Source organism: Pseudomonas sp. 3HC3 (genome assembly GCF_044904505.1).
Taxonomy (GTDB): Bacteria; Pseudomonadota; Gammaproteobacteria; order Pseudomonadales; family Pseudomonadaceae; genus Aquipseudomonas; species Aquipseudomonas putida_Y.
Window position 1 is genome coordinate 42,547 of the sequence record NZ_JADDRH010000013.1, and the last position, 24,209, is coordinate 66,755.

The following is a 24,209-nucleotide window of genomic DNA, read 5'->3' on the forward strand; positions in this document are numbered from 1 at the left end:
CAAGCCCCTCCCCTAGAGTGTTCTGCCCTAAGAACAACAAGGACATCCCATGCGCTTTTCACTGTCGATGCTGGCGCTTGCCCTGCTGGCACCCCTTCCGAGCCTGGCCGCAACAGCGGCCAAGGATGCCACCGCGGCCACCCTGGCCAGCAACCAGCAGTGGCTGCAACGGTTACCCTTCGAGGATCGCGTCGATTACGAAACAGCCCGGCGTGGGCTGGTCGAGCGGTTCGACGGGCCAGTCGCGACAGCCGATGGCAAGACCGTGTGGAACCTGGCCCAGTATGCTTTTCTGGAACCGGCGCAGTCCCCTGCCACGGTAAACCCGAGCTTGTGGCGCATCGCTCAGTTGAACAACATCGCCGGGCTGTTCAAGGTCACCGAGGGCATCTACCAGCTTCGCGGTCTGGACCTGGCCAACATGACCATCGTCGAAGGGAAGGACGGGCTGATTGTGCTTGACCCGCTGCTTGCCGTGGAGACTGCCAAGGCGGGCCTCGAACTGTACTTCAAGCACCGCCCGCGCAAGCCGGTGACCACGGTGATCTATACCCACCCGCACGTCGACCATTTCGGCGGCGTGCGAGGGGTGATCAACGAGGCGGACGTCAAGGCTGGCAAAGTCCAGGTCATCGCGCCCGAGGGGTTCTTCGAACATGCCATCGGCGAAAACGTGCTGGCCGGACCGGCCATGAAACGCCGCGCCCAGTACATGTACGGTGCCCCTCTGCCCCGTGGGCCGCGAGGCCAGGTGGATGCCGGGCTGGGCAAGGGCGTGCCGGCCAATGCCACCGTCAGCCTCATCGCGCCGACGCTCGAAATCAGCCAACCGCTGCAACGCATGACCCTCAGCGGCGTGGAGGTGGAATTCCAGCTGACCCCGGGCACCGAGGCGCCGGCGGAAATGAACATCTATTTCCCGGCGCTCAAGGCACTGTGCATGGCCGAGAACGCCACCCATGTGCAGCACAACGTACTGACGCTGCGCGGGGCCCTGGTGCGCGATCCGAAAGTGTGGGCCCATTACCTGGACCAATCGCTGGTGCACTATGGCGACCGGGCCGAGGTGGTGTTCGCCCAGCATCACTGGCCCACTTGGGGCGGTGCGGCCATCCGCGACTACCTGGCCGACCAGCGCGATATGTATGCCTTCATCGACAGCCAGACCTTGCGCCTGATCAATCAGGGCCAGACACCCATGGAAATTGCCCAGACCCTGGCCAGCCTGCCGCCGCGCCTGGCAAGCAAATGGCCCAGCCGCGACTACTACGGCTCGCTCAGCCATAACGTGAGGGCCGTCTATCAACGCTACATGGGGTTCTACGACGGCAACCCGGCCAACCTCGACCCATTGCCACCGCAAGCGGCCGGCAAGCGTTACGTGGCGGCGATGGGGGGTGCCGATCAGGTGCTGACCCAGGCCCGCCAGGCCTTCGCCAAGGGCGACTATCGCTGGGTGACGCAATTGGTCAACCACCTGGTATTCGCCGAGCCGGACAACACCGAGGCCCGCGAACTGCAGGCCGACGCGCTGGAGCAACTGGGTTACCAGAGTGAGAACGCCACCTGGCGCAATGCCTACCTCAGTGGCGCGCAGGAATTGCGCTCAGGCGTTGCCGCCGGTGCGGGTAGCGGCGGCAACACCGATGACATGGTGCGGGCCCTGACACCCAGCCTGTTTTTCGACTACCTGAGCGTTCGGGTGAATGCCTACAAGGCCGCCGATAACGACCTGACCGTAAACTGGCGGTTTTCCGACCTGGGCGAAGACTACGCTCTCACCCTGCGCAACGGCGTCCTTACCCACCGCGACCTGGCGCGCCACGCCAAGGCCGATGTAGAGGTCACCATGCGCAAACAGACGCTGGACCGCATTGCCCTCAAACAGACAGGCTTTCTCAAGGAAGCCACAGCAGGGGCAATCGACATCAAAGGCGAGCGGGTGAAGTTCTTGCAATTCATGGGCGGGCTGGAAGAGGCTGATTCACGCTTCAATATCGTCACGCCCTGAGCGGCAGCGGGCGGCACCGGCACTGTGCTCAGCCGCCCTTCGCCAACCGGCACAAGCCCGCCAATGCCATCAGCCACACCACGCTACCCAGTGCCAACACTGCCCACGGCGCAGGCTGGCCGCGTTCAGCCTGCAACATCGCCAGGCCTCGTTCATAACGCCGCCGCTGGCGGGATAGCAGCGCCAGCACGGCCACACCCGCCAATGCCAGCACGTACACATCGCCTTGACGACAGGCCAGCGCCGCCACCGCCACCAGCGCCAGCACAGTGCGCCGCCAGGCCAGCTCGGTGCGTTCTGCCTGCAAGCCCGGATCACCCATGCCAGCGTGGCCACAGGACGAGACCTGCCAGCAGTACCGCGACCAGACAGCCCAGCGCCAACAACGGCACCAGTGCCGGCAACGGCAGCGGACGTCGATGACGCAATGCCCGCTCTACCCGCAGCCAGCGCAGGCAGGCGCCAGCGCTCAGCAATGCGCTCAACAGCATCAGGCCTGCGACCAGCCACAGCCGCAGGGGTGTCTCGAGGACGTGGCCGGCGAAGGTTTCAATGGCGATCGCGCCACCCAGCAGCGCCAGCGCGGTGCGGACCCAGGCCAGGAAAGTACGTTCGTTGGCCAGGGTGAAGCGCGGATCAGGCGCTTCACCCTGGCCCAACAGCCGCCGCGACCAGTCAGGCCGTGGTTCAGGCACGCCCATCAGCGCACACCAAAGCTGCGCAGGGCGCCGGGCGAAAAGTACGAAAGGCTGGTGCGCACATTGAAGGCAAAGGGCCGACGCTGCTCGTTGATCAAGCCCGATGCATGGTAGCGGCCGCTCTTGAGGTCGTAGGTGATCTCCATGGCGTTGACCGCCACCTGGCCGCCGGGGTGAAAGAAACCATGGGCCTGTGAGGTGCGCCACAGCTCGCCACGCGCGTCGTAGCTGTCTGTTTCGAGAATGGCCCAGGTGTCTTCATCCAGGTAGAACCGGCGCTTGGCATAGATATGCTGCGCCCCGGGCTTCAACGTCGCCTCCACGACCCATACCCGGTGCAGCTCGTAGCGGGTCGGTGCCGGGTCGATGTGGCCTGGCTTGATCAGGTCCGCATAGCGCAGCTCGGGCGATGCCAGGCGGTAACAGTTGTAGGGCACGTGCAGCGTCTGCTTGCCCAGCAGCTTCCAGTCATACCGGTCAGGCGCGCCATTGAACATGTCGCGACTGTCGGCGGTCCGCAGGCCGGCGGTGCCAGGGCCAGTGGTGTCATAGGCGATGTTCGGCGCCCGCCGTACCCGACGCTGGCTGGCACTGTACACCCAGGACAAGCGCGGCTCGGCGACCTGGTCCAGTGTCTCATGCACCACCATCGCATCGCCGGCAAGCCGCGAGGGCGCCGTCATGCGGTAGGTGAAGTAATAAAGTACATTGCCCGCCCCCAGGCTGGCCAAGCCTTCAGGCCGGGCCACTTCCTGACGCGCGCTCATCAGCACGAAGCGGCCATTCTTCAACGGCGTGACGCTGTCGGAGCTCAGGCTGTAGCTCTCGTTGCGATGCCGGGTCAGGTGGTTCCAGATCACCTCCAGGCCGTTCGTTGGCCGCGGAAAGGCGATGACGCCAGTGAAACCTCGCACACCGTTGCCCTGGTCATCCAGCTGCGCCTGCTCGGCGTTGCGGGCGGCCGATGCCGCGACCGCGTCGGGTACCGCAACACTGCGGTGGGTGGGATACACCGGCAAGCTGAGACTGGCTGGGAAGCGTTTGAGCAAGGCCACCTGGCCGTCGGTAAGCTGACTTCGGTACTGCCGGTAGTTGGCGGCCGTGATCCGGTACAGAGGCTGCTCATCGGCAAACGGGTCCAGCGGCGTGCCGTTGTCGCCCAAGCGTTGCTGGGCCGTACTCAACCCACCTTGCCAGGCGGGGATGCGCCCGTCGGGGCTGGCAGCACGCTCGGCCCCCACCGGGGTCAGGTTGTCGGGCAGGCCGGCTGCCGCCAGCGCGCCGCTCGCCCAGAACAGGCCGATCATCACCATGCGCATTTTCATTGTCATGCCCTCAGAAAGTGACGCCCACGCTCAGCGAGATGAAGTCCCGGTCGCCGCGAGTGCCATAGTCGCCGTCGATAAAGTCGGTGTACGACACGCTCAGGCTGTAGGTGCTGGCAAGCGTCGCATCCAACCCGACGCTGATGGCCCTGGAGCCTTCGCTGAAGGCCGATCCCTCCACCGGGCCGGTGCCGTGCACGTCATGCGCCCAGGACAGGTTCGGCCGCAGGTCGAAACCGGCAATCACACTGGGGTAGGCCCAGGTGGCGCGCAGCCGGTAGCCCCAGGAGAACGGGGTCATGAAGCCTTCGTCGTTGCAATGCTCAGGGGTTTTGGAAATGGCCACGCACACGCTGTTGTCCGCCAGTTCACCACTGTTGAACGTGCCCGAACGCCCATAACGAGGGCCATAGGCGCCCTCCAGACCGCCGACGTAGGTGGCGCCCGCCTCGCCTATCAGCAGCAACTGGTTGGCGCCCATCACCTGGCTGAAAGCGTGAACAGCGGTTACCTGCAACTGGGTCAGTTCTTTACGGCGGTAGCCGTCGAACAGCGTACTGGCGCTGTCTGGCCGCAGGCCGTCGCCCAGCAATGGCGAGCGACCATCGACGTTCAACAATGACTGGATGATGTCGGTGCCGTTGAGCTGCATGGGCATGTTTGGCCGATAGCTCAGTTCCCCCTGCAGCGCCGTGCCGGTGCGCAAGGTGGTGGAGAACGAAAGGCCGTAAAGACGAATGTCCTCGGGGTATTGCACCCGGTACTGCGAGCTGCCCAGGCGTAGCGCGCCGACCAGCGACTGGCCTGCACTGGTGCCCAGGAAAGCAGCACAGCCTGCAGACCCGATACCGAGGTTGGCGCACAGCTGCGGGGCAAAGCGGCGGTTGTCGAAATACGGGCTGCTGACCGTACCCAGGTAAGGCGTGCGGCTGTGGTAGTTCGCCGCGTAGGCGCCAAACTCGGTGTCCAGCGCCGCCACGTACCAGCGCAGCGAAACGCCCCACTGCCCGCTGTTGCGGGCATCCTGGTCGCTGCCGCGGGGTATGCGCACCCCTTCGCTGGTGAGGTTTACACCAAACGGCGCAAGCCCGGCCACGGCTGTGGGGTTGCCGAGCAATTTGGCGCCCACGTCCAGGCCATCACACCCATCGGGCAAAAAGTCGTTGTTCGAAAAGAACGTGCCGCAGTTGTCGAGCTGGGTCTGTTCCCAATCCAGCTGATAGAAACCGTCGACCGACAGCGCTTCGGTGAGGTTCTGGGTGAAGTAGAACAGGTTCACCGGCACCAGCGCGTCCTTCACTTCCGAGCCGGGGCGGCGCAAGGCCGCCAGGTTGAAGGGGTTGATGACGTTCAGTCCGCCCTGGATGAAGGTGCTCTCCCCCCAGTTGACCACCTGCTTGCCCAGCCTGACCGAACCTGGCTGGCCATCGATGTCGTACAGGTAGTAACCGAAGGCGTCGAGCAGCTGGCTACCTGCGGTCTTGGCCGAACGCTTGCGGTTGTTGTCCTCGACCTGCTTGAAGCGCTGGTCGTGATCGCGCAGGGCCGTGTCGTACCAGTAGGTACCGCGCAGGAATACCCCCAGGTTGTCGTGCTTGAGCTCCAGGTCATGGGTACCTTTGAACACTGCCGAAAACACGTCGCCGGAGGCAAAGTTCAGGCGGCCGTCATCGCTGTTGGCGCTGAGGTGCAGGGCCGGGTCAGGGTTGGCAGTCGCAATGCTGGTACCAAAGGAAAGCGCCGAGTCGAACTGCCCCTCAAGTTCACCCCAGTGAAACTGAGCGGCACAGGCAGACGCAGAAAAAAGTACTGATGAGGCAAGTACCGACAACGGTCCCGAGCGACCGTAAATACGAGATGCCATCACTCTTAACCTCTTATTGTGTTTATTCGAGAGTGAGTTGCGAGTTAATGCTGAAATACCGCGCAAAGGCCTGCAGGCAAGGGCTTGGGTAATTATTCGAACGTTTCTGTTATCCTCGTTTTGCTGCTTACCGATACTAAGTAGGCCACCGGGGCTGAACAAATAGCGTCTCCCGATGGTTGCCATATCACTTCGGCATAGCCTGAGAATCACGATGACTTTGAAACAACTGCGTTATTTGATCGCCATTGTCGAAGCCGGCAGTTTTTCCAATGCCGCACGCCAGGCGTTCATCGCCCAACCCGCCTTGAGCCGACAGATAGGCCTGCTGGAGAGCGAACTGGAAATGCAACTGCTGGCGCGCCAGCATGACGGTATCGAATTGACCGATGCCGGGCGGCAGTTGTACGAAGTGGCCCGGTCAGTCGTGCAGCAGCTCGATTCGGTGAAGGACGAACTGAAGTCCAGCCGCGGCAACCCCAAGGGGCACGTGGCCATCTCGATTCCCGCCACTGCCTCGGCACTGTTGCTGCCGGCCATCATCACCCAGGCCCAGGCACGCTTCCCGGGTATCAAGCTCACCGTATGGGATGGCCTGAGCCGCGAAGGTGGCCAGGCGATCGAGCTGGGCAAGGTGGATTTCGGCGTGGTGCCCAACGCCGAAGAGCTTGCCCATGTGGTCGCCGAGCCCGTGTTTTCCGAAGATCTGTACTGGGTCGGCTTGCCTGGGCACGGTCCTGACGAGTCGCCCATCACCTTGGCTGAGGCCGCAGCGAGCCGCCTGGTAATGCCACCCCGTAGCCTGCACTTGCGCAGGCGCATCGAGCAGGCTGCCATGGAAACCGGTGTGACACTGGACTCCAGCTACGAACAGCAGTCGGCCCCCGGTATCACCAGCCTGGTCCGTGCCGGCCTGGCGGCTACCATCAGCAACTGGCCGCCGCTGCTGGATTTGGCCGCGCCTGCCAGCGCGCGGCTGATAGTGGAACCGCGCATCACCCGCACCATCGCCTTGGCCCACTCGCAGCACAAGCCCCTGTCGTTCGCCGCCGCCTGCATGCGCGACCTGGTGCGCGCACTGCTGGTGGATGCGGTGCGCAGCGAACGCTGGAAAGGCACCCTGATCGAGCGCGAGGCCCTGGCGGAGCAGAGCCTCTGAGCGCAGTGCACATCACGCTTGGGCAGGCGCAGCCGTGCCCACCTGCACCAGACGTTGCCGGGTTTTCTGCGGGTCCATCCAGGCCAGCCCGATCAGCCCGGCAATCACCAGCACCGCGCCGCACACCAGAAAACCCTGGCCAAACCCTGCCGTGTGCCCGGCCCCGGCGCCCTGCACCAGCAAACCGGTGACCACCGGTGCCGACAGCCCGGCCAACGAGGCGATACCGTTGCCGATCGCCAGAATGCCGCCGCGCTGCCCGCTGGGCGTGAACTCCGCCAGCATGGCAGGCCCTACCGAGTACATCACCAGCGCCAGCCCGCCGCTGAACGTGAGGCTGACGATCCGCTCGACGTTGCTCAGACCAGGCAGGAACAACGCCGCTGACAGCAGCCCGCTGGCGATCAGGCACACGGAAACGAACGCACCGCGCGACCAGCGTGTGGCAACCCCGGCACGCATCATTCGCTGTGACAGCCAGGCCATGAACAGGCTCAACGGCGTGGTAACCACCACGAACAGAACGAACACCTGGCCGGTCATGATCGGGTCGATACCCAGCCCGGTTTCCAGATAGCTCGGTACCCAGGTCAGGGTCAACGCCAAGGACCAGTTGGCGGCGAAGTGGCACAGGTAGTTGCCCAGTACCGTGCGGTCACCGAGCAGACGACGATAGGGAACAGAGGCCTGCCCTTCTTCAAGCTGGCCCGGGCGAATGCGGTCGAGGTTGCCCTCGCTGCCCAGCAGCCACCACAGCACACACCACACCGCGCCGATCACCGCCAGCACGATGAAGTTCATGCGCCAGCCGTAGTGCACACTGATCCATGGGATCATGGCACCCGCGACCAGCAGCCCAAGCGCACTGCCGGTATGCAACAGCGCCACGGGAAGGTTGCGACGGTCGTTGGGGAACCACTTGTACAAGGCATGTGTAGCCACCGGTGAGGCCGGCCCTTCGCCAATACCCAGCAGCACCCGGCAGGCGACGATCGCCCACAGCGAGCTGACGAACAACATGGGCAACTGGATAAGCGCCCAGAACGCGCCCATGCCCAGCAGCAGGGTGCGGGTTGGCCGCCGGTTGGCCATGAAGCCGCCTATCACCGCCGAGATGGCGAAGAACCAGTGCAGTGCGCCCCCTACCAAGCCGAACTCGGCAGGAGACAAGCCCAGTTCCCTGGACATCGGCACCGCCACCAGGCCGATGACCACCTTGTCCAGGAAGTTCACCAGCATCAACAGCGCCAGCAGTACCGCAATCATCCAGGCCGTGCCTGCACGCGCGGGGGTGTCAGTATGAGTCATGATGATCTCTCGTTCTTGTTCTTGTCTGGAGAACCCGGCCACCACGGGCCGGGCATACCGCGTCATTGCTCAGGCATGAGCACGCCCTTGGCGATGGTGTTGCGCTGGATCTCGCTGGTTCCGGTGAGGATGCGCATCATACGTGTCGCACGGAATATCCACTCCACCGGGTTGCCACGCAGCAGCCCGGCACCGCCGTGTATCTGCACGGCACGATCGGCGATGCGGAAGGCCGTCTCCGAAACGAACAGCTTGCACATCGGGGCCTGGGTGCGGATATTGCCGCCGGCATCATTCACCGCTGCCGTGGCGTAGACCATGCTGCGTGCAGCATGCAGCTCGGTGGCCATATCAGCGATCATGTGGTTGATCGACTGGAACATGGCGATAGGCTGGCCGAACTGCTTGCGCGTGCGGGCATAGTCGATCGAGAGGTTCAGGGCCAGGCCGGCCAGCCCCAGCAAGGTGGGGCAATGCAGCAGGCGGTTGAGGGTGATGCGCCCCATCGCCAGCTTGAAACCCTGCCCTTGCTCACCAATGCGGTTGGCCGCCGGCACCCGTACGTCATCAAGGATGATGTCGCCATGCGCACCACCGCCGGACATGACCGAATAATCGCTTTCAACCCTTACCCCCGGGGCACTCAGGTCGACGAAGAATGCCGAAATCCCCTGGGCACCGCGCCCGGGATCCGTCACTGCAAGCAGCACGGCGATGTCGGCATAGGGCGCACCTGAAATGTAGCGCTTGGCGCCGTTCAGCACATAGTGTTCACCTTCCCGCCGTGCGGAGGTCTTGATCGCCGTTGCATCAGAGCCGGCTTCGCTTTCAGTCAGGGCGAAGCACACGGCTTTTTCGGCACGGCACACCGGCTGCAGGAACGCCTCGATCTGGGTCGGGCTCGCCACCTTGAACAGATGGCCAATGCGGGGCGGCCCGGAAAGCTCACCGAGAATATGCGGCGCCAGCATCGAGCCAGTGAGCACCGTGGCTTCCTTGACCGCACACAGGTCTGAAACGCTCAACCCGGCGCCACCTATCGCCTCGGGCAGCATGATGTTGTAGAAGCCCTGCTCGCACGAGCGCTGCCATACCTGCTGCAGCACCGCCCGCGGGTGCGGCTCTGCCCAGCTGAGACCGGCTTGCTGTTCCAGGGGCAGGATTTCGTTGCGAACGAAGCCATTGATGGCCTCGATGATCTGCTGGGCCTTTTCGCTTGGCTGATACATGGTCGTTCCTCGTGTCAGATACGGCGTTCGCTGTTTTGCCAGTAGGCGTCACGGATCAGCCGGCGCACTACCTTGCCGTTGGGGTTCTTCGGCAGCTCGCTGACGAAGTCCACGGCACGTGGTTTCTTGAAACCGGCCAGGGCCTGGGCGCAATGTTCGATGACGTCCTGCTCCTGCAGCGCCATGCCCGGCTTGAGCACGATCACCGCCCGCACCGCTTCGCCCCATTGTTCGTCAGGCACCCCCACCACCGCCGCCTCGAACACCTGCGGCATGCTGTAGAGCACCTGCTCGACCTCGCTGGGGTAAATGTTGAAGCCACCGGAAATGATCATTTCTTTCTTGCGGTCGACGATGAACACATACCCTTGCTCATCCACCGTGGCCAGGTCGCCAGTCAGGTAGTAGCCGTCGTGCATCACTTCGGCGGTGAGGTGGGGTGCACGCCAGTAGCCCTGCATGATGTCCGGGCCCTTGACTACGATTTCGCCCACCTCTCCCGGCTGGACGTCCTGGAAGTGGTCATTAACCACGCGCAGGTCGGTTTCGAAGTAGCAACGCCCGCACGAGGCCAGGCGCCGGTAGTCGCCGCCCTCGCACAGATGGTCCTGTTCGGTCAGGACGGTAACCAGCGAGCAGGTCTCGCCAGCACCGTAACCTTGGGCCAGGATCGGCCCGAATACCTCGATAGCCCGTTTCACCAGCGCTGGCGCCATCGGCGCGGCACCGTACATCACCAGGCGCAAGCTGCTCAGGTCGTAGCGCTCGACATCAGGGAAGTTGACCAGGCGATTGATCATGGCAGGCACCAGGAACAACCGGGTCACGCCTTCGCGCTGAATGGTCTCGAGCAACAGCTGGTCGTCATAGCGCTCCAGCAGCAGGTTGCAGGCACCGACCGCCAGCAGTGGCATCAGCTGCATGCCGCTGGCATGGGTGATAGGGCCGACGTGAGCCATGACGTCGCCCGGGGCGGCGCGACGGGTCGGGCTGGCGAGGCTCTTGCGGATTAGCGCCTTGCGGTTGCCCACGCTGAGCATCGCAGCCTTGAGCACACCAGAGCTGCCAGAGGTGTAATGCAAAACGGCAAGGGCATCGTCAGGCAGGTCGCAGCTGATTGGCTGGCTACTGCCTAGGGCCAGCAGTGCGGCATAGGTGATGTCACCGCCCCGCTCACCCAAGGTCACGATCAAGCGTACCGAAGGTATCTCGTGCCTGCGGGCCAGCAACGCCTGGGCGAGTTGCGCATCGGCGATCAGCGCGACACTGCAGGCGTCGTTGAGCACCTGAATCACTTCATCCGGTGCCAGACGCGCATTGACCGGTACCTTGACCAGGCCGGCCTTGTAGAAAGCCACTTCTGCTTCCACCAGTTCGGCGCGGTTGGGCGCCAGGATGGCGACATGCTCGCCCATGGCGATGCCCTGTGCCAGCAAGGCCGAGGCCAGCTGGTTGGCCCGCTGTTCGAGCTGAGCGAAGGTCAGCCGGGTATGGCGGTCGATCACCGCCAGACGTTCAGGCCAGTATCTTGCACTTCGACTGGATAGGGTTCCAAGGTTCACGTTGTTGTTCTCGTCGACGGTTAAGACCAGGTCGATGCTAAACAGCGTTAAGCCGGGGCAAGTAATACCAGTTACGTATGCACGCCATAACAGATTGCGCTGGCACAGGTGCTTTGACGACCTGAGCCAAGAATGACACATCGCTTGCACATGACACTCTGTGTCATTATGATCAACACCGTGTCCTGGCGTCGCCTCCGCGCCGATCAGTTATCCATACACTCCTCCCCCTGCAGGTACCGCCCATGACGACCACCATGCACACCCCCAAGGACCAGCTTGTCAAACTCGCCCAGCAACAGATGCTGACGGCGCTGGCCGACAACACCTACACCGCGCGACAAAAGCTCGCCCTCACCTGCCGTATCCTGTTCGACGGCGGCCACGACTCTGGCCTGGCCGGGCAGATCACTGCGCGCGCGCAGGAACCTGGCACCTACTACACCCAGCAACTGGGGCTTGGCTTCGACGAAATCGCCGCCTCCAACCTGCTGGTGGTGGACGAAGACCTGACTGTGCTGCAAGGCCGTGGCATGGCCAACCCGGCCAACCGCTTCCACAGCTGGCTGTACCGCGCACGCCCCGACGTCAACTGCATCATCCACACCCACCCGCTGCACAGCGCCGCCTTGTCGATGCTGGAAGTTCCGCTGGCCATCTCGCACATGGACCTGTGCCCACTGTTCGACGACTGTGCATTCCTCAAGGAATGGCCCGGTGTGCCGGTGGGCAACGAAGAAGGCGAAATCATCGCGAAGGCGATTGGCGACAAGCGCGCAATCCTGCTTTCCCATCATGGCCTGCTGATCGCTGGCCGTTCGATCGAGGAAGCCTGCGTGCTCGCCCTGCTGTTCGAGCGCGCAGCAAAGATGCAACTGCTGGCCATGGGCGCCGGTGACATCCGCCCCATCCCCGAAGCCTTGGGCAAAGAAGCCCACGACTGGATTTCCACCCCCAAACGTCACGGCGCCGCCTTCAGCTACTACGCGCGCCGTGCCTTGCGTGCCCATGGCGACTGCCTGGGCTGATCGAAGCTGTACTCTTTCCTCAACAACGGCAAAGGTGCCTGGTCATGTCTACATCTGTAATTCGCGGCGTTATCGGCTACACCATCACCCCCTTCACGGCAGACGGCACACTCGACCTGGATGCCCTGGGCACGTCCATCGATAGCCTGATCGCAGACGGCGTGCACGCCATCGCGCCATTGGGCAGCACCGGCGAAGGGGCTTATCTGTCCGATAGCGAATGGGAAACCGTGGTGCGCTTCAGCCAGGCACGCATTGCCGGGCGCGTACCCAGCGTGGTCAGCGTCTCCGACCTGACCACTGCTCGCACCGTGCAGCGTGCCCGCCTGGCACAGGCCTGCGGCGCTACGGCGGTGATGGTGCTGCCCATTTCTTACTGGAAGCTCACCGAAGCCGAAGTGGTCGCCCACTACAAGGCGGTCGGCGCCGCAATCGACATTCCGATCATGCTCTACAACAACCCGGGCACCAGCGGCACCGACCTGTCGGTGGAGCTGATCCTGCGTATCCTCGGCGAGGTGCCCAATGTGACCATGGTCAAGGAAAGCACCGGTGACATCCAGCGCATGCACCGCCTGTTCAAGGCTACAGATGGGCAGGTGGCGTTCTACAACGGTTGCAACCCGCTGACCCTGGAAGCCTTGGTGGCCGGCGCCACTGGCTGGTGTACTGCCGCGCCCAACCTGATCCCGGCTCTCAACCTGGCGCTGTGGGACGCCGTACAACAAGGCGATCTGGCCGAAGCCCGTGCGTTGTTCTACCGCCAGTACGAACTGCTGGAATACATCACCCGCCGTGGCCTGCCGACCACCATCAAGGCCGGCCTGAAAATGCTCGGCCAGGATGTCGGCGCCCCACGCCTGCCCCTGCAGCCGCTGGATGCGCAAGGCAGCAACCACCTGAAAAGTCTGCTGGTGGCGCTGACCAACTGACGCACAAACCTGCCCGGCAGCTTGTCGCTGTCGGGCAGCCTTTTTCTTCAGGAACAGCCTTTTGCGGCGAAGGGGCCAATGACTTCAACAGATATTGTTGCAGTCGGATTACCCCTTCGCAGCACAAGGCTGCTCCTGATCTGACCATTACCAGAGGCAACCATGGACGCGCCTGCACAAAGCTCTGCTACCCCACTGAGGCTGACAGACATCCTTCACCCCGTGATTGCCGGACTCGTTTCGGTGATCGTCAACTACGGCGGCACGTTCATCCTGGTGTTCCAGGCGGCCAAAGTGGCCGGGCTGAGCCCGGAGCTGACGTCATCGTGGGTCTGGGCGGTGTCGATCGGCGTCGGCCTCAGCGGCCTGGCACTGTCCTGGTACACCCGCGAGCCGGTCATCACAGCCTGGTCCACGCCAGCTGCCGCGTTCCTGGTCACCGCCCTGGCCAGCGTGCCCTACAGCGAGGCCATAGGTGCATACATGCTGTCGGCCGCCGGCTTCGTGGTGCTGGGGCTGAGCGGGTGCTTCGAGCGCCTGGTGCGCGTCGTGCCCGGCGGCATTGCCGCCGGCCTGCTGGCCGGCATCCTGCTGCAGTTCGGCATCGGTGCCTTTGCCAGCCTGTCGGTCGACCCCGCCCTCGCCGGGCTGCTGATTGCAGCCTATGTGGCCTTCAAACGCTTCACCGCCCGTTACGCCGTGGTCGCCATACTGCTGCTGGGCCTGGGCTACCTGTTGCTGCAGGGGCAAGTGGGCCTGACGACGTTGCGGCTGGAATTCGCCTCACCGGTTTTCACCGCGCCCACCTTCTCCCTCAACGCAGCCCTCAGCGTGGCCCTGCCCTTGTTCCTGATCACCCTCACCGGCCAGTACATGCCCGGCATGCTGGTGCTGCGCAACGATGGTTTCAAGACCAGCGCCAACCCGATTGTCGCCGTCACCGGCATCGGCTCGTTGCTGATGGCGCCCTTCGGTTCACACGCGTTCAACATCGCCGCCATCACCGCGGCCATCTGCACCGGCAAGGAAGCCCATGAAAACCCGGACAAGCGCTGGGTGGCGGGCATCGCTGCCGGTGTCTGCTACATCCTCGTCGGGGTGTTCGGGGTCACGCTGGCGAGTGTCTTCATGGCCCTGCCGGGCACCTTTATCACCACCCTGGCGGGCCTTGCCCTGCTGGGCACCATCGGCGCCAGCCTGGCCAGCGCCATGGCCGATGCCCGTTCACGCGAGTCAGCACTGATCACCTTCCTGGCGGCGGCGGCCAACATCAGCCTGTTCGGCATTGGCGGGGCTTTCTGGGGCCTGGTCATTGGTCTGCTGGCCCATGTTGTACTGAACGGTCGCCTGCCCGGTTTGAGGGGCACCTCCCGCTAAGCGAGCTCTCCACCACCTTGTAGTGCGCCAATGGCGCACACCGCTCAACAGGTATCGACATGCCCCACCCTGGCCCCAAACTGCTGACCCAAATTGCTGCCGTGCATTTCGTCAGCCATGTGCACATCATGCTGATCCCGGCGCTACTGCCGGTGCTGCCCGGCCTGCTGGGCGTGGGCTTCGTAGAGCTCGGCGTAGCCCTGGCAGTGTTCAACATCGTCTCCGCGCTGGTGCAGGCCCCGCTGGGTTACGCCGTCGACCACTACGGTGCACGTAAAATGCTCAAGGCCGGGCTGCTGTTGGGCAGCCTCAGCTTTGTGCTGCTGGCGGCCAGCCCCAGTTACGCGGTATTGCTGGTGGCGATGGCCATGGCTGGCCTGGCCAATGGTGTGTATCACCCGGCCGACTATGCGCTGCTGGCCAACGGCATCGAGCCAGCACGCCTGGGGCGGTCGTTCTCTATTCATACCTTTGCCGGTTTCCTCGGTTCGGCCGTTACCCCAGCCGTATTTCTCGGCATCGCCGCAGCGTTGGGCACGCGGGCAGCCCTGGCGGCGGGCGCAGTATTCGGGGTAGCCGCGCTGCTGCTGATATCGATACCAGGCAGTGGCGTTTACCGGGTCGCCAGGCCTGCCAACCAACAAGGCGCAGGCCCGGCCGCAGCTACAGGCCGCGTACGCTTGTTCACCCCCATGATCGGCGTGCTGACGGTGCTGTTCATCCTGCTCAACCTGAGCACCAGTGCCATCGAGAAGTTCTCCGTAGCGGCCCTGGTCCAGGGCCAAGGCCTGACACTGGCCTGGGCCAACGCCGCGCTCACCGCTTTCCTGCTGAGCAGCGCAGCCGGCGTGCTGTGCGGGGGCGCTTTGGCCGACCGTACCCGGCGCCATGGACTGGTGGCGGCACTGGCCTTCGCACTGGCGGCTGCACTCACCGCACTGGTGGCGCTGGGGCTGCTGCAGGGCTGGGCGTTGGTGGCCGTACTGGGTGCCATCGGCTTGCTCACCGGGGTCATCGCCCCATCACGGGACATGATGGTCAAGGCGGCGGCGCCACCCGGGGCCGAGGGCAAAACCTTCGGCCTGGTGTCGACCGGGTTCAACGTTGGCGGTGCCATCGGGCCTGTGGCGTTCGGCTGGATGCTCGATCAGCGCCTGCCCAACGGGATTTTCATCGCATCGGTGGTGTTCATGCTGTTGACGGTGCTGTTGACCCTGGCACAGGAGACGTATTCAGCCAGGAGACGCGCGACAGAACAGTTGGCGCGCGCCCAGTAGGACCCGGTGCAACATTGCCAGGCCACGAACAATCATTCATTGCGCCGGGTTGGCATGCGTCAATCGCCCGCCTGCCCCCGGCCGATTGACAAACAGCACATCCAGCACACTGTTGCGCAAGCCCTTCAGTGCATTCCAGTTCGCTGACGCATGCACGTATCTGTCGCGCAACAGCCGCTGTTCTTCCTCGCTCAACCCCACCTGGCCAGTTTCCCCCAAGGCGAAGGCATGCAGTTTTCGGCTGATGCCCGACAACTCTTCCGGCAGCCGATGCTCAGCCTGCGCCCCCAACGGCGCAAACGGCACGCCAGCGCGCACCGCCAACGCCCGCATCACGCTCAAGTACACCCGGGACAGGTGCCCCGCCACTTGCCGCTCCCGGTACACCGCCGCATAGACCTGCTTTTGCGCCTCGTCCCGCCGCCCGCCGGCAATCGGCTCCTCCCAGGTCATCACGCGCGGCCTGGGTTCGCCCATGTCGGCAAATGCGGAAGCCAGCAAGGCGCTCACCTTGGCATGTACGCGGCACTGCTCGACACGCATGCCTGCCGGCACACGCTGGGACTGAGGCTTGCACAGCAACACCTGCTCCAGGAGGGTCTCCGGGTAACCACCACCGATATTCGAGTGCACACCCGGCAGCGCGATATCGTGGCCACTGCGTACCAGCGGGAAGTTATGCCGCCGCTCATCCTTGGCCACCAGTTGCACCACCTGCCGGGCAATACCCGCACCCAGGCCCAGGCGCAGGCCGCCGTGGCGGCCGTCTGCAGGGTCGAAGTCACCCTTTAATGGCGCGATAATCGCTGCCACGGTGTCGAACAGGCCGATAAAGTTGACCGAGGTTTCGCACGCTACCGACAACAGCCCGCCCGCGCCATCGTGCAGCAGGTTGGCCAGATGCCGCACCGCCGCAGCGCCCCGGCTGAAACCGAAAAGATCGAACTCGACCCGTTCCAGCGTTGCCTGCGGATGTGCCCGGCGCCACGCCTGCAGTTGCTCGGCCATCCCCTGCAACGCCTCGGCGACCCGCGCCTCGGCCCCCGTGCGCCCATGCCCGGTGGCCGAAGCGTAGACATGGTCGGCTTCACCCGCCAACGTGCCCACGCCTTCCACATAGCGCCTCAAGAACGCCTGGGCCCCGTCGGCACTGACCGCATCAGCCGGGTACAACGCATGTAACAGGGCCACATTGCTCAAGGCGTTGCCATAGCTGCCGCCTTTGTTTCCCTGCTCACCCACCGTCGTGGCATTGTGCAGGTTGTTACCGGTGCCATCGAAGAACACGCCAAAACGCAGGGTGACCGGCGTAAGGTTTGGCGTGCTGCCGCTGCTCATTTTCATCATCGTGCCTACTGCTTGTCCAAAAAGCACAAGCAGGCGCCAGCACGCCCTCACGGAACATCAGGCAATGGCCAGCCATACGTGGGACATTTCTTTGCCCGTATGCCCGACTGCAACGATAAATTTACCCGCCGCCATTGGTCGCCGCCCCCCCGGATAGATTAAAGTATCCCCCCTTGCCAAGGCTGCTGCCTCGCGCCGCCTCAGGCCCCCTACCAGGAACCGTCGCCGATGGAACACCGTGAAGCGCTGATCGCGCTGCGCACTTTTCTTTCTACCCAGATCCTAGGCCAGGAAAAACTGGTCGAACGGCTGTTGATCGTGCTGCTGGCCGACGGCCACATGCTGGTCGAAGGGGCACCGGGCCTGGCCAAGACCAAAGCCATCAAAGAACTCGCAGAAGGCATCGAAGCGCAGTTCCATCGCATCCAGTTCACCCCCGACCTGCTCCCGGCCGACATCACCGGCACGGAGATTTACCGCCCGGAAACCGGCAGCTTCGTGTTCCAGCAGGGGCCTATCTTCCATAACCTGGTACTGGCCGACGAAATCAACCGCGCGCCGGCCAAGGTGCAGTCGGCGCTGCTCGAAGCCATGGCCGAGCGCCAGGTCAGCGTGGGCCGCAGCACCTACGACCTGTCGCCGCTGTTTCTGGTCATGGCCACGCAGAACCCGATCGAGCAGGAAGGCACCTACCCGCTGCCCGAAGCCCAGCTCGACCGCTTCCTGATGCATGTAAAAATCGGCTTCCCCGACGCCGCGGTAGAGCGGCGTATCCTGGCGCAGGCCCGGGGTGAAGCCCTGGGCGGCGAGACCAAGCCTGAGCGCCGGGTCAGCCAGCAGGCCATCTTCGCCGCGCGCAAGGAAATCCTTGGCCTGTACATGGCCGACGCAGTGGAGGAATACCTGGTGCAGCTGGTCATGGCCACCCGCACCCCGGCCAAGTTCGACACCGAGCTGGCCGACTGGATTGCCTACGGTGCCAGCCCGCGTGGTTCCATCTCGCTGGACCGCTGCGCGCGTGCCCATGCCTGGCTGGCCGGGCGCGACTTCGTCAGCCCCGAAGACATCCAGGCCGTGCTGTTCGACGTACTGCGCCACCGTATCATCCTCTCCTTCGAGGCCGAGGCGGCAGGGATCGACCAGGACCGCGTGATCCAGCGGATCCTCGACGTCGTCGCCGTTGCCTGAGCCCATGCCCACTGCGCAGCTGGCCGAACATGGCATCCGCATTGGCCTTGCCGAGCTGATCGACATGCGCCACCGTGTGCGCGAAATCCAGCTGTTTTCCAAGCCTGGCCAGCGCAGCCCGCTGGTCGGCCTGCATCATTCCAGGCTGCGTGGGCGCGGCGTGGACTTCGACCAGGTGCGCGTTTACCAGGCCGGCGATGATGTACGCAACATCGACTGGCGTGTCACTGCGCGTACCCAGGAGCCGCACACCAAGCTGTTCCACGAAGAACGCGAGCGGCCGATCTTCATCCTCGTCGAACAAAGCCAACGGCTTTTCTTCGGCTCAGGGCTGATGTTCAAGTCCGTGCTGGCGGCCCAGGCGGCGGCGCTGTTCGGCTGGGCAGCGCTGGGCCACAACGACCGCATCGGTGGCCTGGTGTTCGGCGACAACGAACACCACGAAGTCAAACCCCGGCGCAGCAAACAGAGCCTGCTGCAACTGCTCAACCGCTTGGCAAAGGTCAACCAGTCACTGCACACCGAAGCCGTACCGGGGGCCGATAGCCTCGGCCTGGCCCTGCGCCGCGCCCGCGAAGTGCTGCGCCCCGGCAGCCTGGCCATCGTGATCTGCGATGAACGCTCGCTCAGCGCCCAGGTGGAACAGCACCTGGCCATGCTCTCACGGCATTGCGACCTGCTGTTGCTGCCAGTATCCGACCCGCTCGACCACGCGTTGCCCGCCGCCGGCCTGCTGCGCTTCGCTCAGCGCAGCGCCCAGCTGGAGCTAGACACCCTCGACGCCAACCTGCGCCAGGCGTACCGCCAGCAGGCTGAAGCCCGTATCGAGCGCTGGGAGCTGATGGCGCAAAAGCTGAGGGTGGTACTGATGCCACTGAGCACGCAAAGCGAAATGGTCGAACAACTGCGCGAGTACCTGAGCGCCCAGCGGCCACGGAGCGCGTCATGAACCCGCTCGACCAGTTGCACCCACTGATCGCCCCGGCACCGGTCAGCCTGTGGCCACCCGCACCGGGCTGGTGGCTGCTGCTGGCCGTCCTGCCGCTACTGGGCTGGGGCCTGTGGCGGCTGCGCCGCTGGCGCCCGGGCAAACGCCGCATCGTGCGCGCCGAACAACCCCTGGACCCGGTGCGCCTGGAGGCCTTGGCCGAGCTGGCCCGCCTGCCACGCCCGTATGACGGCGCCCCGGCTGGCGCCTGGCTGCAACAGATCAACGCCCTGCTCAAACGCCTGTGCCGCAACCACTACCCAGGCGCCAACAGCCACACCCTCAACGGCCGCCAGTGGCTGGCCTTTCTCGACAACCGCTGCCCGGCCGCCGGCCTGACCCGCTGGATGGTACTGGTCGAAGGCGCCTATAAACCCGAGTGCAAGCTCGATGACAAGGCCATCGCCGGGCTCAGCCAAGCCGTCGAAACCTGGATCCGCAAGCATGTTTGAACTGGCCTGGCCGTGGGTCTTCGCCCTGTTGCCGCTGCCATGGCTGGCGCGCCTGCTGCTGCCCGCAGCCGACAGCGGTGAACCGGTGCTCAAGGTGGGTTTCCTCAACGAGCTGGAAGGCCTGGCCGGGCGCCGCGCACGGCTCAACCTGCCCACCTTGCGCCAGCAGGCACCGTTCGTCGTCATCTGGCTGTTGCTGCTGTGCGCCGCCGCTCGCCCGCAATGGCTGGGCGAACCGGTGCCGATCGCCGCCAGCGGCCGCGACCTGCTGGTGGCGGTGGATGTGTCCGGGTCGATGGACTTCCCCGACATGCAGTGGAAGAACGAGGACATCAGCCGCCTCGACCTGGTCAAGGCGCTGATGGGCGACTTCCTGCAAGACCGTGAAGGCGACCGCGTGGGCCTGATCCTGTTCGGCAGCCAGGCCTACCTGCAGGCGCCGCTCACCTTTGACCGGCGTACCGTGCGCACCTTCCTCATCGAGGCGCAGATCGGTATCGCCGGCAAGAACACCGCCATCGGCGACGCCATTGGCCTGGCGGTCAAACGCCTGCGCGAACGCCCGGCACAAAGCCGGGTGCTGGTGCTGATCACGGACGGCGCCAACAACGGCGGGCAGATTCACCCGCTGACAGCCGCCCGCCTGGCGGCCCAGGAAGGCGTGCGCATCTACACCATCGGTATCGGCGCCAACCCCGAAGCCAGTGGCACCCCTGGCCTGCTCGGCCTCAACCCGAGCCTGGACCTGGATGAAGCCGCACTCAAGGAAATTGCCGACATCACCCATGGCGCCTACTTCCGCGCCCATGACGGCGCCGAACTGGACGCTATCGGCGATACCCTCGACCAACTGGAGCCCGTGGCCCAGCAACCGACCCAGGCACGCACAGCCCAGGCCCTGTACGCCTGGCCCCTGGCGCTGGCACTGCTGCTCAGCGTGCTGCTGGTGGTGGCCGTGCAGTGGCCCGACAACCTATTGCAGCGCGTGCTGCGCAAGCCGCGCTTCCTGCAGCCGCACCCGGAATGGCGCCAACGCTTGAAACGCCTGCGTTTAAGGAGGCGGCGATGATCGACTTATGGCCCCAATGGCTGCGTCCGCTCTGGCTGCTGGCGGTGCCGGTGCTCGGCTGGCTGCTGTACAAGCTGTGGCACCGGCGCAAACGCGCCGGGCGCTGGCAGATGATTCTGCCGCCAGCCTTCCATGGCGTACTGCTGGGTGGCGGCAGCGGTAGCACCAGCAAACTACCGTGGGTGGCATTGGGCCTTGCCTGGTTACTGGTGATCCTGGCACTGCTCGGGCCCAGCTGGCAGCGGCTGGAAGAAAGCCATCAGCGCCCGGCCGACCCACTGGTGATCCTGCTCGAACTGACCCCGCAGATGCTCGCCGAGGACAGCCCGCCCAACCGCCTGGAACAGGCGCGGCGCAAGATCCTCGACCTGCTTGAACACCGCCGCGACAGCCAGACGGCGCTGGTGGTGTATGCCGGCTCCGCGCACACCGTCGTGCCGCTGTCTGACGACCTCGCCACCACCCGCAATTTGCTCGAGGCCATCGACCCGTCGATCATGCCAAAACCCGGCCAGCGTGCCGACCTGGCCGTGCAAAAAGGCCTGGCGCTGCTGGCCCAGAGCGGCCTCGGCCAAGGCCGCCTGCTGCTGGTAGGCTCGGCGCTCAGCGCCGCCGAGCGCCAGGGCATCGTCCAGGCCCTAGGCCGCCAGGGCCCAAGCCTGCTGATGCTGGGCATCGGCAGCCGCGAAGGCGCCCCGGTGCGCCAGGCCAATGGCGAATACCTTAAAGACGACCAGGGCGGCATCCTCTTGCCTCGCCTGGACAGCGCCAGCCTGAAAGGTTTTATCAGCGGCACGGGCGGTCGCTACCGGCACGCCCGCATCGACGACCTCGACCTGCGTGGCCTGGGCCTGTTCGACAACCCGCGGAGCGGGCGCAACGACGGCCAGACCCTGCAACTGGACAGCTGGGCCGACCAAGGTTACTGGCTGCTGATTCCGTTGTTGCTGCTGGCCGCCTGCGCCGGCCGGCGCGGCTGGCTGTTCTGCCTGCCGCTGCTGCTGGCCTTGCCGCAGCCTGGCCAGGCTTTCGAGTTCAACGACCTGTGGCTGCGCCCCGACCAGCAAGGCCAGCAGCTGCTGGAACAAAACCGCCCGGCCAGCGCTGCGCGTCACTTCCAGAACCCGCAATGGCGCGGCATGGCCCTGTACCAGGCCGGCGACTATGCCGGTGCCGCCCAGGCATTTTCCCAAGGCGACACAGCAGCAGCGCACTACAATCGAGGCAATGCCCTGGCCCATGGTGGCGAGCTGGAAGCCGCCCTGGATGCCTACGAACAAGCCCTGGAGCGCCAGCCCGACCTGCAAGCCGCGCTGGACAACCAGGCGCTGGTGCAGCAACTGCTGCAGCAACGTGAAGCCAAGGCCGAGGAACAGCCACCCGGCAGCGATGCCCAAGACACGCCCGGTAGCGAAACCGAAGGCAACAGCAGTTCGGCCAGCAGCCAGGCCCAAGGCACACCCGGCAACGACCAACAGGCCAACACCGAACAACCCGGCGAAAGCAGCAGCAACAGCCAGGCCGCCCCCGGCAACCAGGCCGGGGGCGACGACAGCGTCATCCAGCCGCCCCAGCGCCCGGTATCGACCAGCCTCGACGGCGAACAGCGCCAAGCCCTGGAACAATGGCTACGGGAGATCCCGGACAACCCGGCAGAGCTGCTGCGACGCAAATTCTGGTATGAACAGCAATTGCATCAGGAAAAATCACGATGAGTCGCTTCGGCGTCTTGCTCCTCACCCTGCTGTGGGCCATGCTGGCCCACGCCGAACCGCTGCTGCAGGCCAGCGTCGACCGCACCCGCCTGGAAGCGGGCGAAAGCCTGGAACTGACCCTGGAAAGCCAGGACGTCACCCAGTTCGGCAAGCCCGACCTGCGCGCCCTGGAAGGTGACTTCGAAGTGCGCGGCACGCGCCAGCTGAACAGCCTGCACACCCTCGACGGCGAAACTCGCGCCAGCACCCGCTGGATCATTACCCTGCTGCCACGGCGCAGCGGTAGCCTGCGCATCCCCGAGCTGCAACTGGGCCAGTCGCACAGCCAGGCCATCGAACTGCAAGTGCTGCAGGCCGATGCCAGCCGCCAGGAAAACGCTCAGGTATTCATCGAAGCGACCCTCGACAACCACGACGCCTATGTCCAGGCCCAAGCCGTGCTGACCGTCCGCATCTACCACTCGGTCGCGCTGTACGACGACAGCAGCCTCAGCCCCCTGCAACTGGAGAACGCCAAGGTCGAGCCGCTGGGCGAGTCGCGCACGTATGAAAAGGAAATCAACGGCGTGCGTCATGGCGTGATCGAAACCCGCTATGCGGTGTATGCCCAGCAAAGCGGTACCCTCGACATCCCGCCGCTGACATTCACCGCCACGGCAGCCGCCAGCAACGACGAAGCAGCGCAGGCCAATGGCACGGCCCGCGCCGGCCACCAGGTACAGGTCAGCTCGCTGCCCTTGCGCCTTGACGTACGGCCGATTCCGGCAGCCTGGCCGGCTGGCTTGCCGTGGTTGCCAGCCAGCAGCCTGACCCTGGAAGAGCACTGGAGCCCCGACCCCGGCAGCCAACAGGTACAGATTGGCGACTCGCTGACGCGCAACATCACCTTGCGTGCCGAAGGCTTGTCCAGCACCCAACTGCCGCCGCTACCGGCCACAGAGATCATCGGCCTGCGCCGCTACCCTGACCAACCGCTGTTGCGCAACGAAATCAGCGAACGGGGCATGACCGCCAACCGCGAAGAGCGCGAGGCCCTGGTGCCGACCCACAGCGGCACGCTGGCCTTGCCGGCGCTGGAAGTGGCCTGGTGGAACACCCGCGAAGACCACCTGGAGCACAGCAGCCTGCCGGCGCGCACGCTGAACGTGCAGGACAACCCGGCACTGAGCGCCGACACCCCGGTGGGCGACAGCAACAGCGCCAGCACCCTGCTGTGGCCGTGGCAGTTGTCCACACTGGTGTTCGCCCTGACCACTGTGCTGGGCTTTGCCCTGTGGTGGCGCGCCCGCTCACGACCAGCGGTACTGCGCACCGCGCAGAACGGGCCAAGCCCACGCACCTTGCTGGACGACCTCAAGCGCGCGTGCCAGGCCAACGACCCCCAGGCTACGCGCCAGGCGCTGGATGCCTGGGCCCGGCAACAACCGGAAACCCTGGCCGAGATGGCGGCGCGCTTCGTGCCGTTGTCGGATGCGCTGGATGGTTTGAACGGGGCGTTGTACAGCGAGAGCGGGCAGTATTGGCAGGGGGAGGATTTGTGGCGGGCGATCGGTACGATTCCGCCGGCTGAGCAGGTATTGCTGCCGACGGGCGAAAACGGCAGCCTGCCGCCGCTTTATCCCAAGTAAGCCAGCAGGTGTTCGCCATAGGGTTTTCAGCGCCTGTGAGATCGAGCGCCGC

Annotated in this window: 20 protein-coding genes; 12 read left to right on the forward strand and 8 right to left on the reverse strand. The window is 64.7% G+C overall.

All coding sequences use genetic code 11. The features are described from left to right. Nucleotides 1-49: 49 nt before the first annotated feature. The gene (locus tag INQ47_RS17395) at nt 50-2,011 is read left to right on the forward strand and encodes an alkyl/aryl-sulfatase (protein ID WP_404702197.1); all 1,962 of its coding nucleotides are present in this window, start codon (nt 50-52) and stop codon (nt 2,009-2,011) included. A 28-nt stretch (nt 2,012-2,039) separates the two neighbouring features. On the opposite strand, the gene INQ47_RS17400 is transcribed toward INQ47_RS17395, so the two are convergent. Genes INQ47_RS17400 through INQ47_RS17415 form a run of 4 tightly spaced genes read right to left on the reverse strand, consistent with a single transcriptional unit; the run spans nt 2,040 to nt 5,898 of the window. Beyond that, entirely contained in the window at nt 2,040-2,333 is a 294-nt protein-coding gene (locus INQ47_RS17400; RefSeq protein WP_021784042.1) for a DUF202 domain-containing protein, read from the reverse strand. After that, nucleotides 2,326-2,712, reverse strand: coding sequence for a YidH family protein (locus INQ47_RS17405; RefSeq protein ID WP_021784043.1), 387 nt, complete (start codon nt 2,710-2,712; stop codon nt 2,326-2,328). The genes INQ47_RS17400 and INQ47_RS17405 overlap by 8 nt, the downstream gene beginning before the upstream one ends. Continuing rightward, complete coding sequence (locus INQ47_RS17410) at nt 2,712-4,022, reverse strand: DUF1329 domain-containing protein (RefSeq protein ID WP_404702231.1); 1,311 nt, start codon at nt 4,020-4,022, stop codon at nt 2,712-2,714. Before INQ47_RS17410 ends, INQ47_RS17405 begins: the two co-directional genes overlap by 1 nt. 22 nt (nt 4,023-4,044) lie before the next feature. Then, nucleotides 4,045-5,898: a DUF1302 domain-containing protein gene (locus INQ47_RS17415; protein WP_404702198.1), complete on the reverse strand. Its 1,854-nt coding sequence runs from the start codon at nt 5,896-5,898 to the stop codon at nt 4,045-4,047. A gap of 214 nt (nt 5,899-6,112) precedes the next feature. Between INQ47_RS17415 and INQ47_RS17420 the strand changes: the two genes are divergently transcribed. Further along, nucleotides 6,113-7,057: a LysR family transcriptional regulator gene (locus INQ47_RS17420; protein ID WP_404702199.1), complete on the forward strand. Its 945-nt coding sequence runs from the start codon at nt 6,113-6,115 to the stop codon at nt 7,055-7,057. Nucleotides 7,058-7,069: 12 nt separating this feature from the next. Here INQ47_RS17420 and INQ47_RS17425 read toward each other — a convergent pair whose 3' ends face one another. From INQ47_RS17425 to INQ47_RS17435, 3 genes are all read right to left on the reverse strand, one after another. Next, the gene (locus tag INQ47_RS17425) at nt 7,070-8,323 is read right to left on the reverse strand and encodes an MFS transporter (protein ID WP_404702232.1); all 1,254 of its coding nucleotides are present in this window, start codon (nt 8,321-8,323) and stop codon (nt 7,070-7,072) included. A 104-nt stretch (nt 8,324-8,427) separates the two neighbouring features. Then, complete coding sequence (locus INQ47_RS17430) at nt 8,428-9,594, reverse strand: acyl-CoA dehydrogenase family protein (protein ID WP_404702200.1); 1,167 nt, start codon at nt 9,592-9,594, stop codon at nt 8,428-8,430. 14 nt (nt 9,595-9,608) lie between these two features. Beyond that, nucleotides 9,609-11,156: an AMP-binding protein gene (locus INQ47_RS17435; RefSeq protein ID WP_404702201.1), complete on the reverse strand. Its 1,548-nt coding sequence runs from the start codon at nt 11,154-11,156 to the stop codon at nt 9,609-9,611. A 245-nt stretch (nt 11,157-11,401) separates the two neighbouring features. On the opposite strand from INQ47_RS17435, the gene INQ47_RS17440 reads away from it, so the two are divergent. The 4 genes from INQ47_RS17440 to INQ47_RS17455 all read left to right on the forward strand — a co-directional run bounded on the left by INQ47_RS17440 (nt 11,402) and on the right by INQ47_RS17455 (nt 15,770). Further along, nucleotides 11,402-12,184 carry an aldolase gene (locus tag INQ47_RS17440; protein ID WP_021784050.1) on the forward strand — a complete coding sequence of 261 codons (783 nt, stop codon included), beginning with the start codon at nt 11,402-11,404 and terminating at the stop codon, nt 12,182-12,184. A gap of 44 nt (nt 12,185-12,228) precedes the next feature. Next, a complete protein-coding gene (locus tag INQ47_RS17445; RefSeq protein ID WP_252459535.1) occupies nt 12,229-13,116 on the forward strand; it encodes a dihydrodipicolinate synthase family protein in 888 nt (295 codons plus the stop codon). A gap of 162 nt (nt 13,117-13,278) precedes the next feature. Beyond that, nucleotides 13,279-14,493 (forward strand): benzoate/H(+) symporter BenE family transporter, encoded by a 1,215-nt coding sequence (locus INQ47_RS17450; protein ID WP_404702202.1) that lies wholly within the window; start codon nt 13,279-13,281, stop codon nt 14,491-14,493. A gap of 59 nt (nt 14,494-14,552) precedes the next feature. Next, entirely contained in the window at nt 14,553-15,770 is a 1,218-nt protein-coding gene (locus tag INQ47_RS17455) for an MFS transporter (protein ID WP_404702203.1), read from the forward strand. A gap of 36 nt (nt 15,771-15,806) precedes the next feature. On the opposite strand, the gene INQ47_RS17460 is transcribed toward INQ47_RS17455, so the two are convergent. Beyond that, nucleotides 15,807-17,117: a T6SS phospholipase effector Tle1-like catalytic domain-containing protein gene (locus tag INQ47_RS17460; RefSeq protein ID WP_404702204.1), complete on the reverse strand. Its 1,311-nt coding sequence runs from the start codon at nt 17,115-17,117 to the stop codon at nt 15,807-15,809. 228 nt (nt 17,118-17,345) lie between these two features. On the opposite strand from INQ47_RS17460, the gene INQ47_RS17465 reads away from it, so the two are divergent. Genes INQ47_RS17465 through INQ47_RS17490 form a run of 6 tightly spaced genes read left to right on the forward strand, consistent with a single transcriptional unit; the run spans nt 17,346 to nt 24,157 of the window. After that, a complete protein-coding gene (locus INQ47_RS17465) occupies nt 17,346-18,305 on the forward strand; it encodes a MoxR family ATPase (RefSeq protein WP_176684475.1) in 960 nt (319 codons plus the stop codon). A 4-nt stretch (nt 18,306-18,309) separates the two neighbouring features. Beyond that, a complete protein-coding gene (locus INQ47_RS17470) occupies nt 18,310-19,254 on the forward strand; it encodes a DUF58 domain-containing protein (RefSeq protein WP_028698037.1) in 945 nt (314 codons plus the stop codon). Continuing rightward, complete coding sequence (locus tag INQ47_RS17475) at nt 19,251-19,745, forward strand: DUF4381 domain-containing protein (protein WP_003247240.1); 495 nt, start codon at nt 19,251-19,253, stop codon at nt 19,743-19,745. The genes INQ47_RS17470 and INQ47_RS17475 overlap by 4 nt, the downstream gene beginning before the upstream one ends. Beyond that, nucleotides 19,738-20,814 carry a vWA domain-containing protein gene (locus INQ47_RS17480; RefSeq protein ID WP_404702205.1) on the forward strand — a complete coding sequence of 359 codons (1,077 nt, stop codon included), beginning with the start codon at nt 19,738-19,740 and terminating at the stop codon, nt 20,812-20,814. The genes INQ47_RS17475 and INQ47_RS17480 overlap by 8 nt, the downstream gene beginning before the upstream one ends. Further along, the gene (locus INQ47_RS17485; RefSeq protein WP_404702206.1) at nt 20,811-22,529 is read left to right on the forward strand and encodes a tetratricopeptide repeat protein; all 1,719 of its coding nucleotides are present in this window, start codon (nt 20,811-20,813) and stop codon (nt 22,527-22,529) included. Before INQ47_RS17480 ends, INQ47_RS17485 begins: the two co-directional genes overlap by 4 nt. Then, the gene (locus INQ47_RS17490) at nt 22,526-24,157 is read left to right on the forward strand and encodes a BatD family protein (RefSeq protein ID WP_404702207.1); all 1,632 of its coding nucleotides are present in this window, start codon (nt 22,526-22,528) and stop codon (nt 24,155-24,157) included. Before INQ47_RS17485 ends, INQ47_RS17490 begins: the two co-directional genes overlap by 4 nt. Nucleotides 24,158-24,209 lie beyond the last annotated feature (52 nt).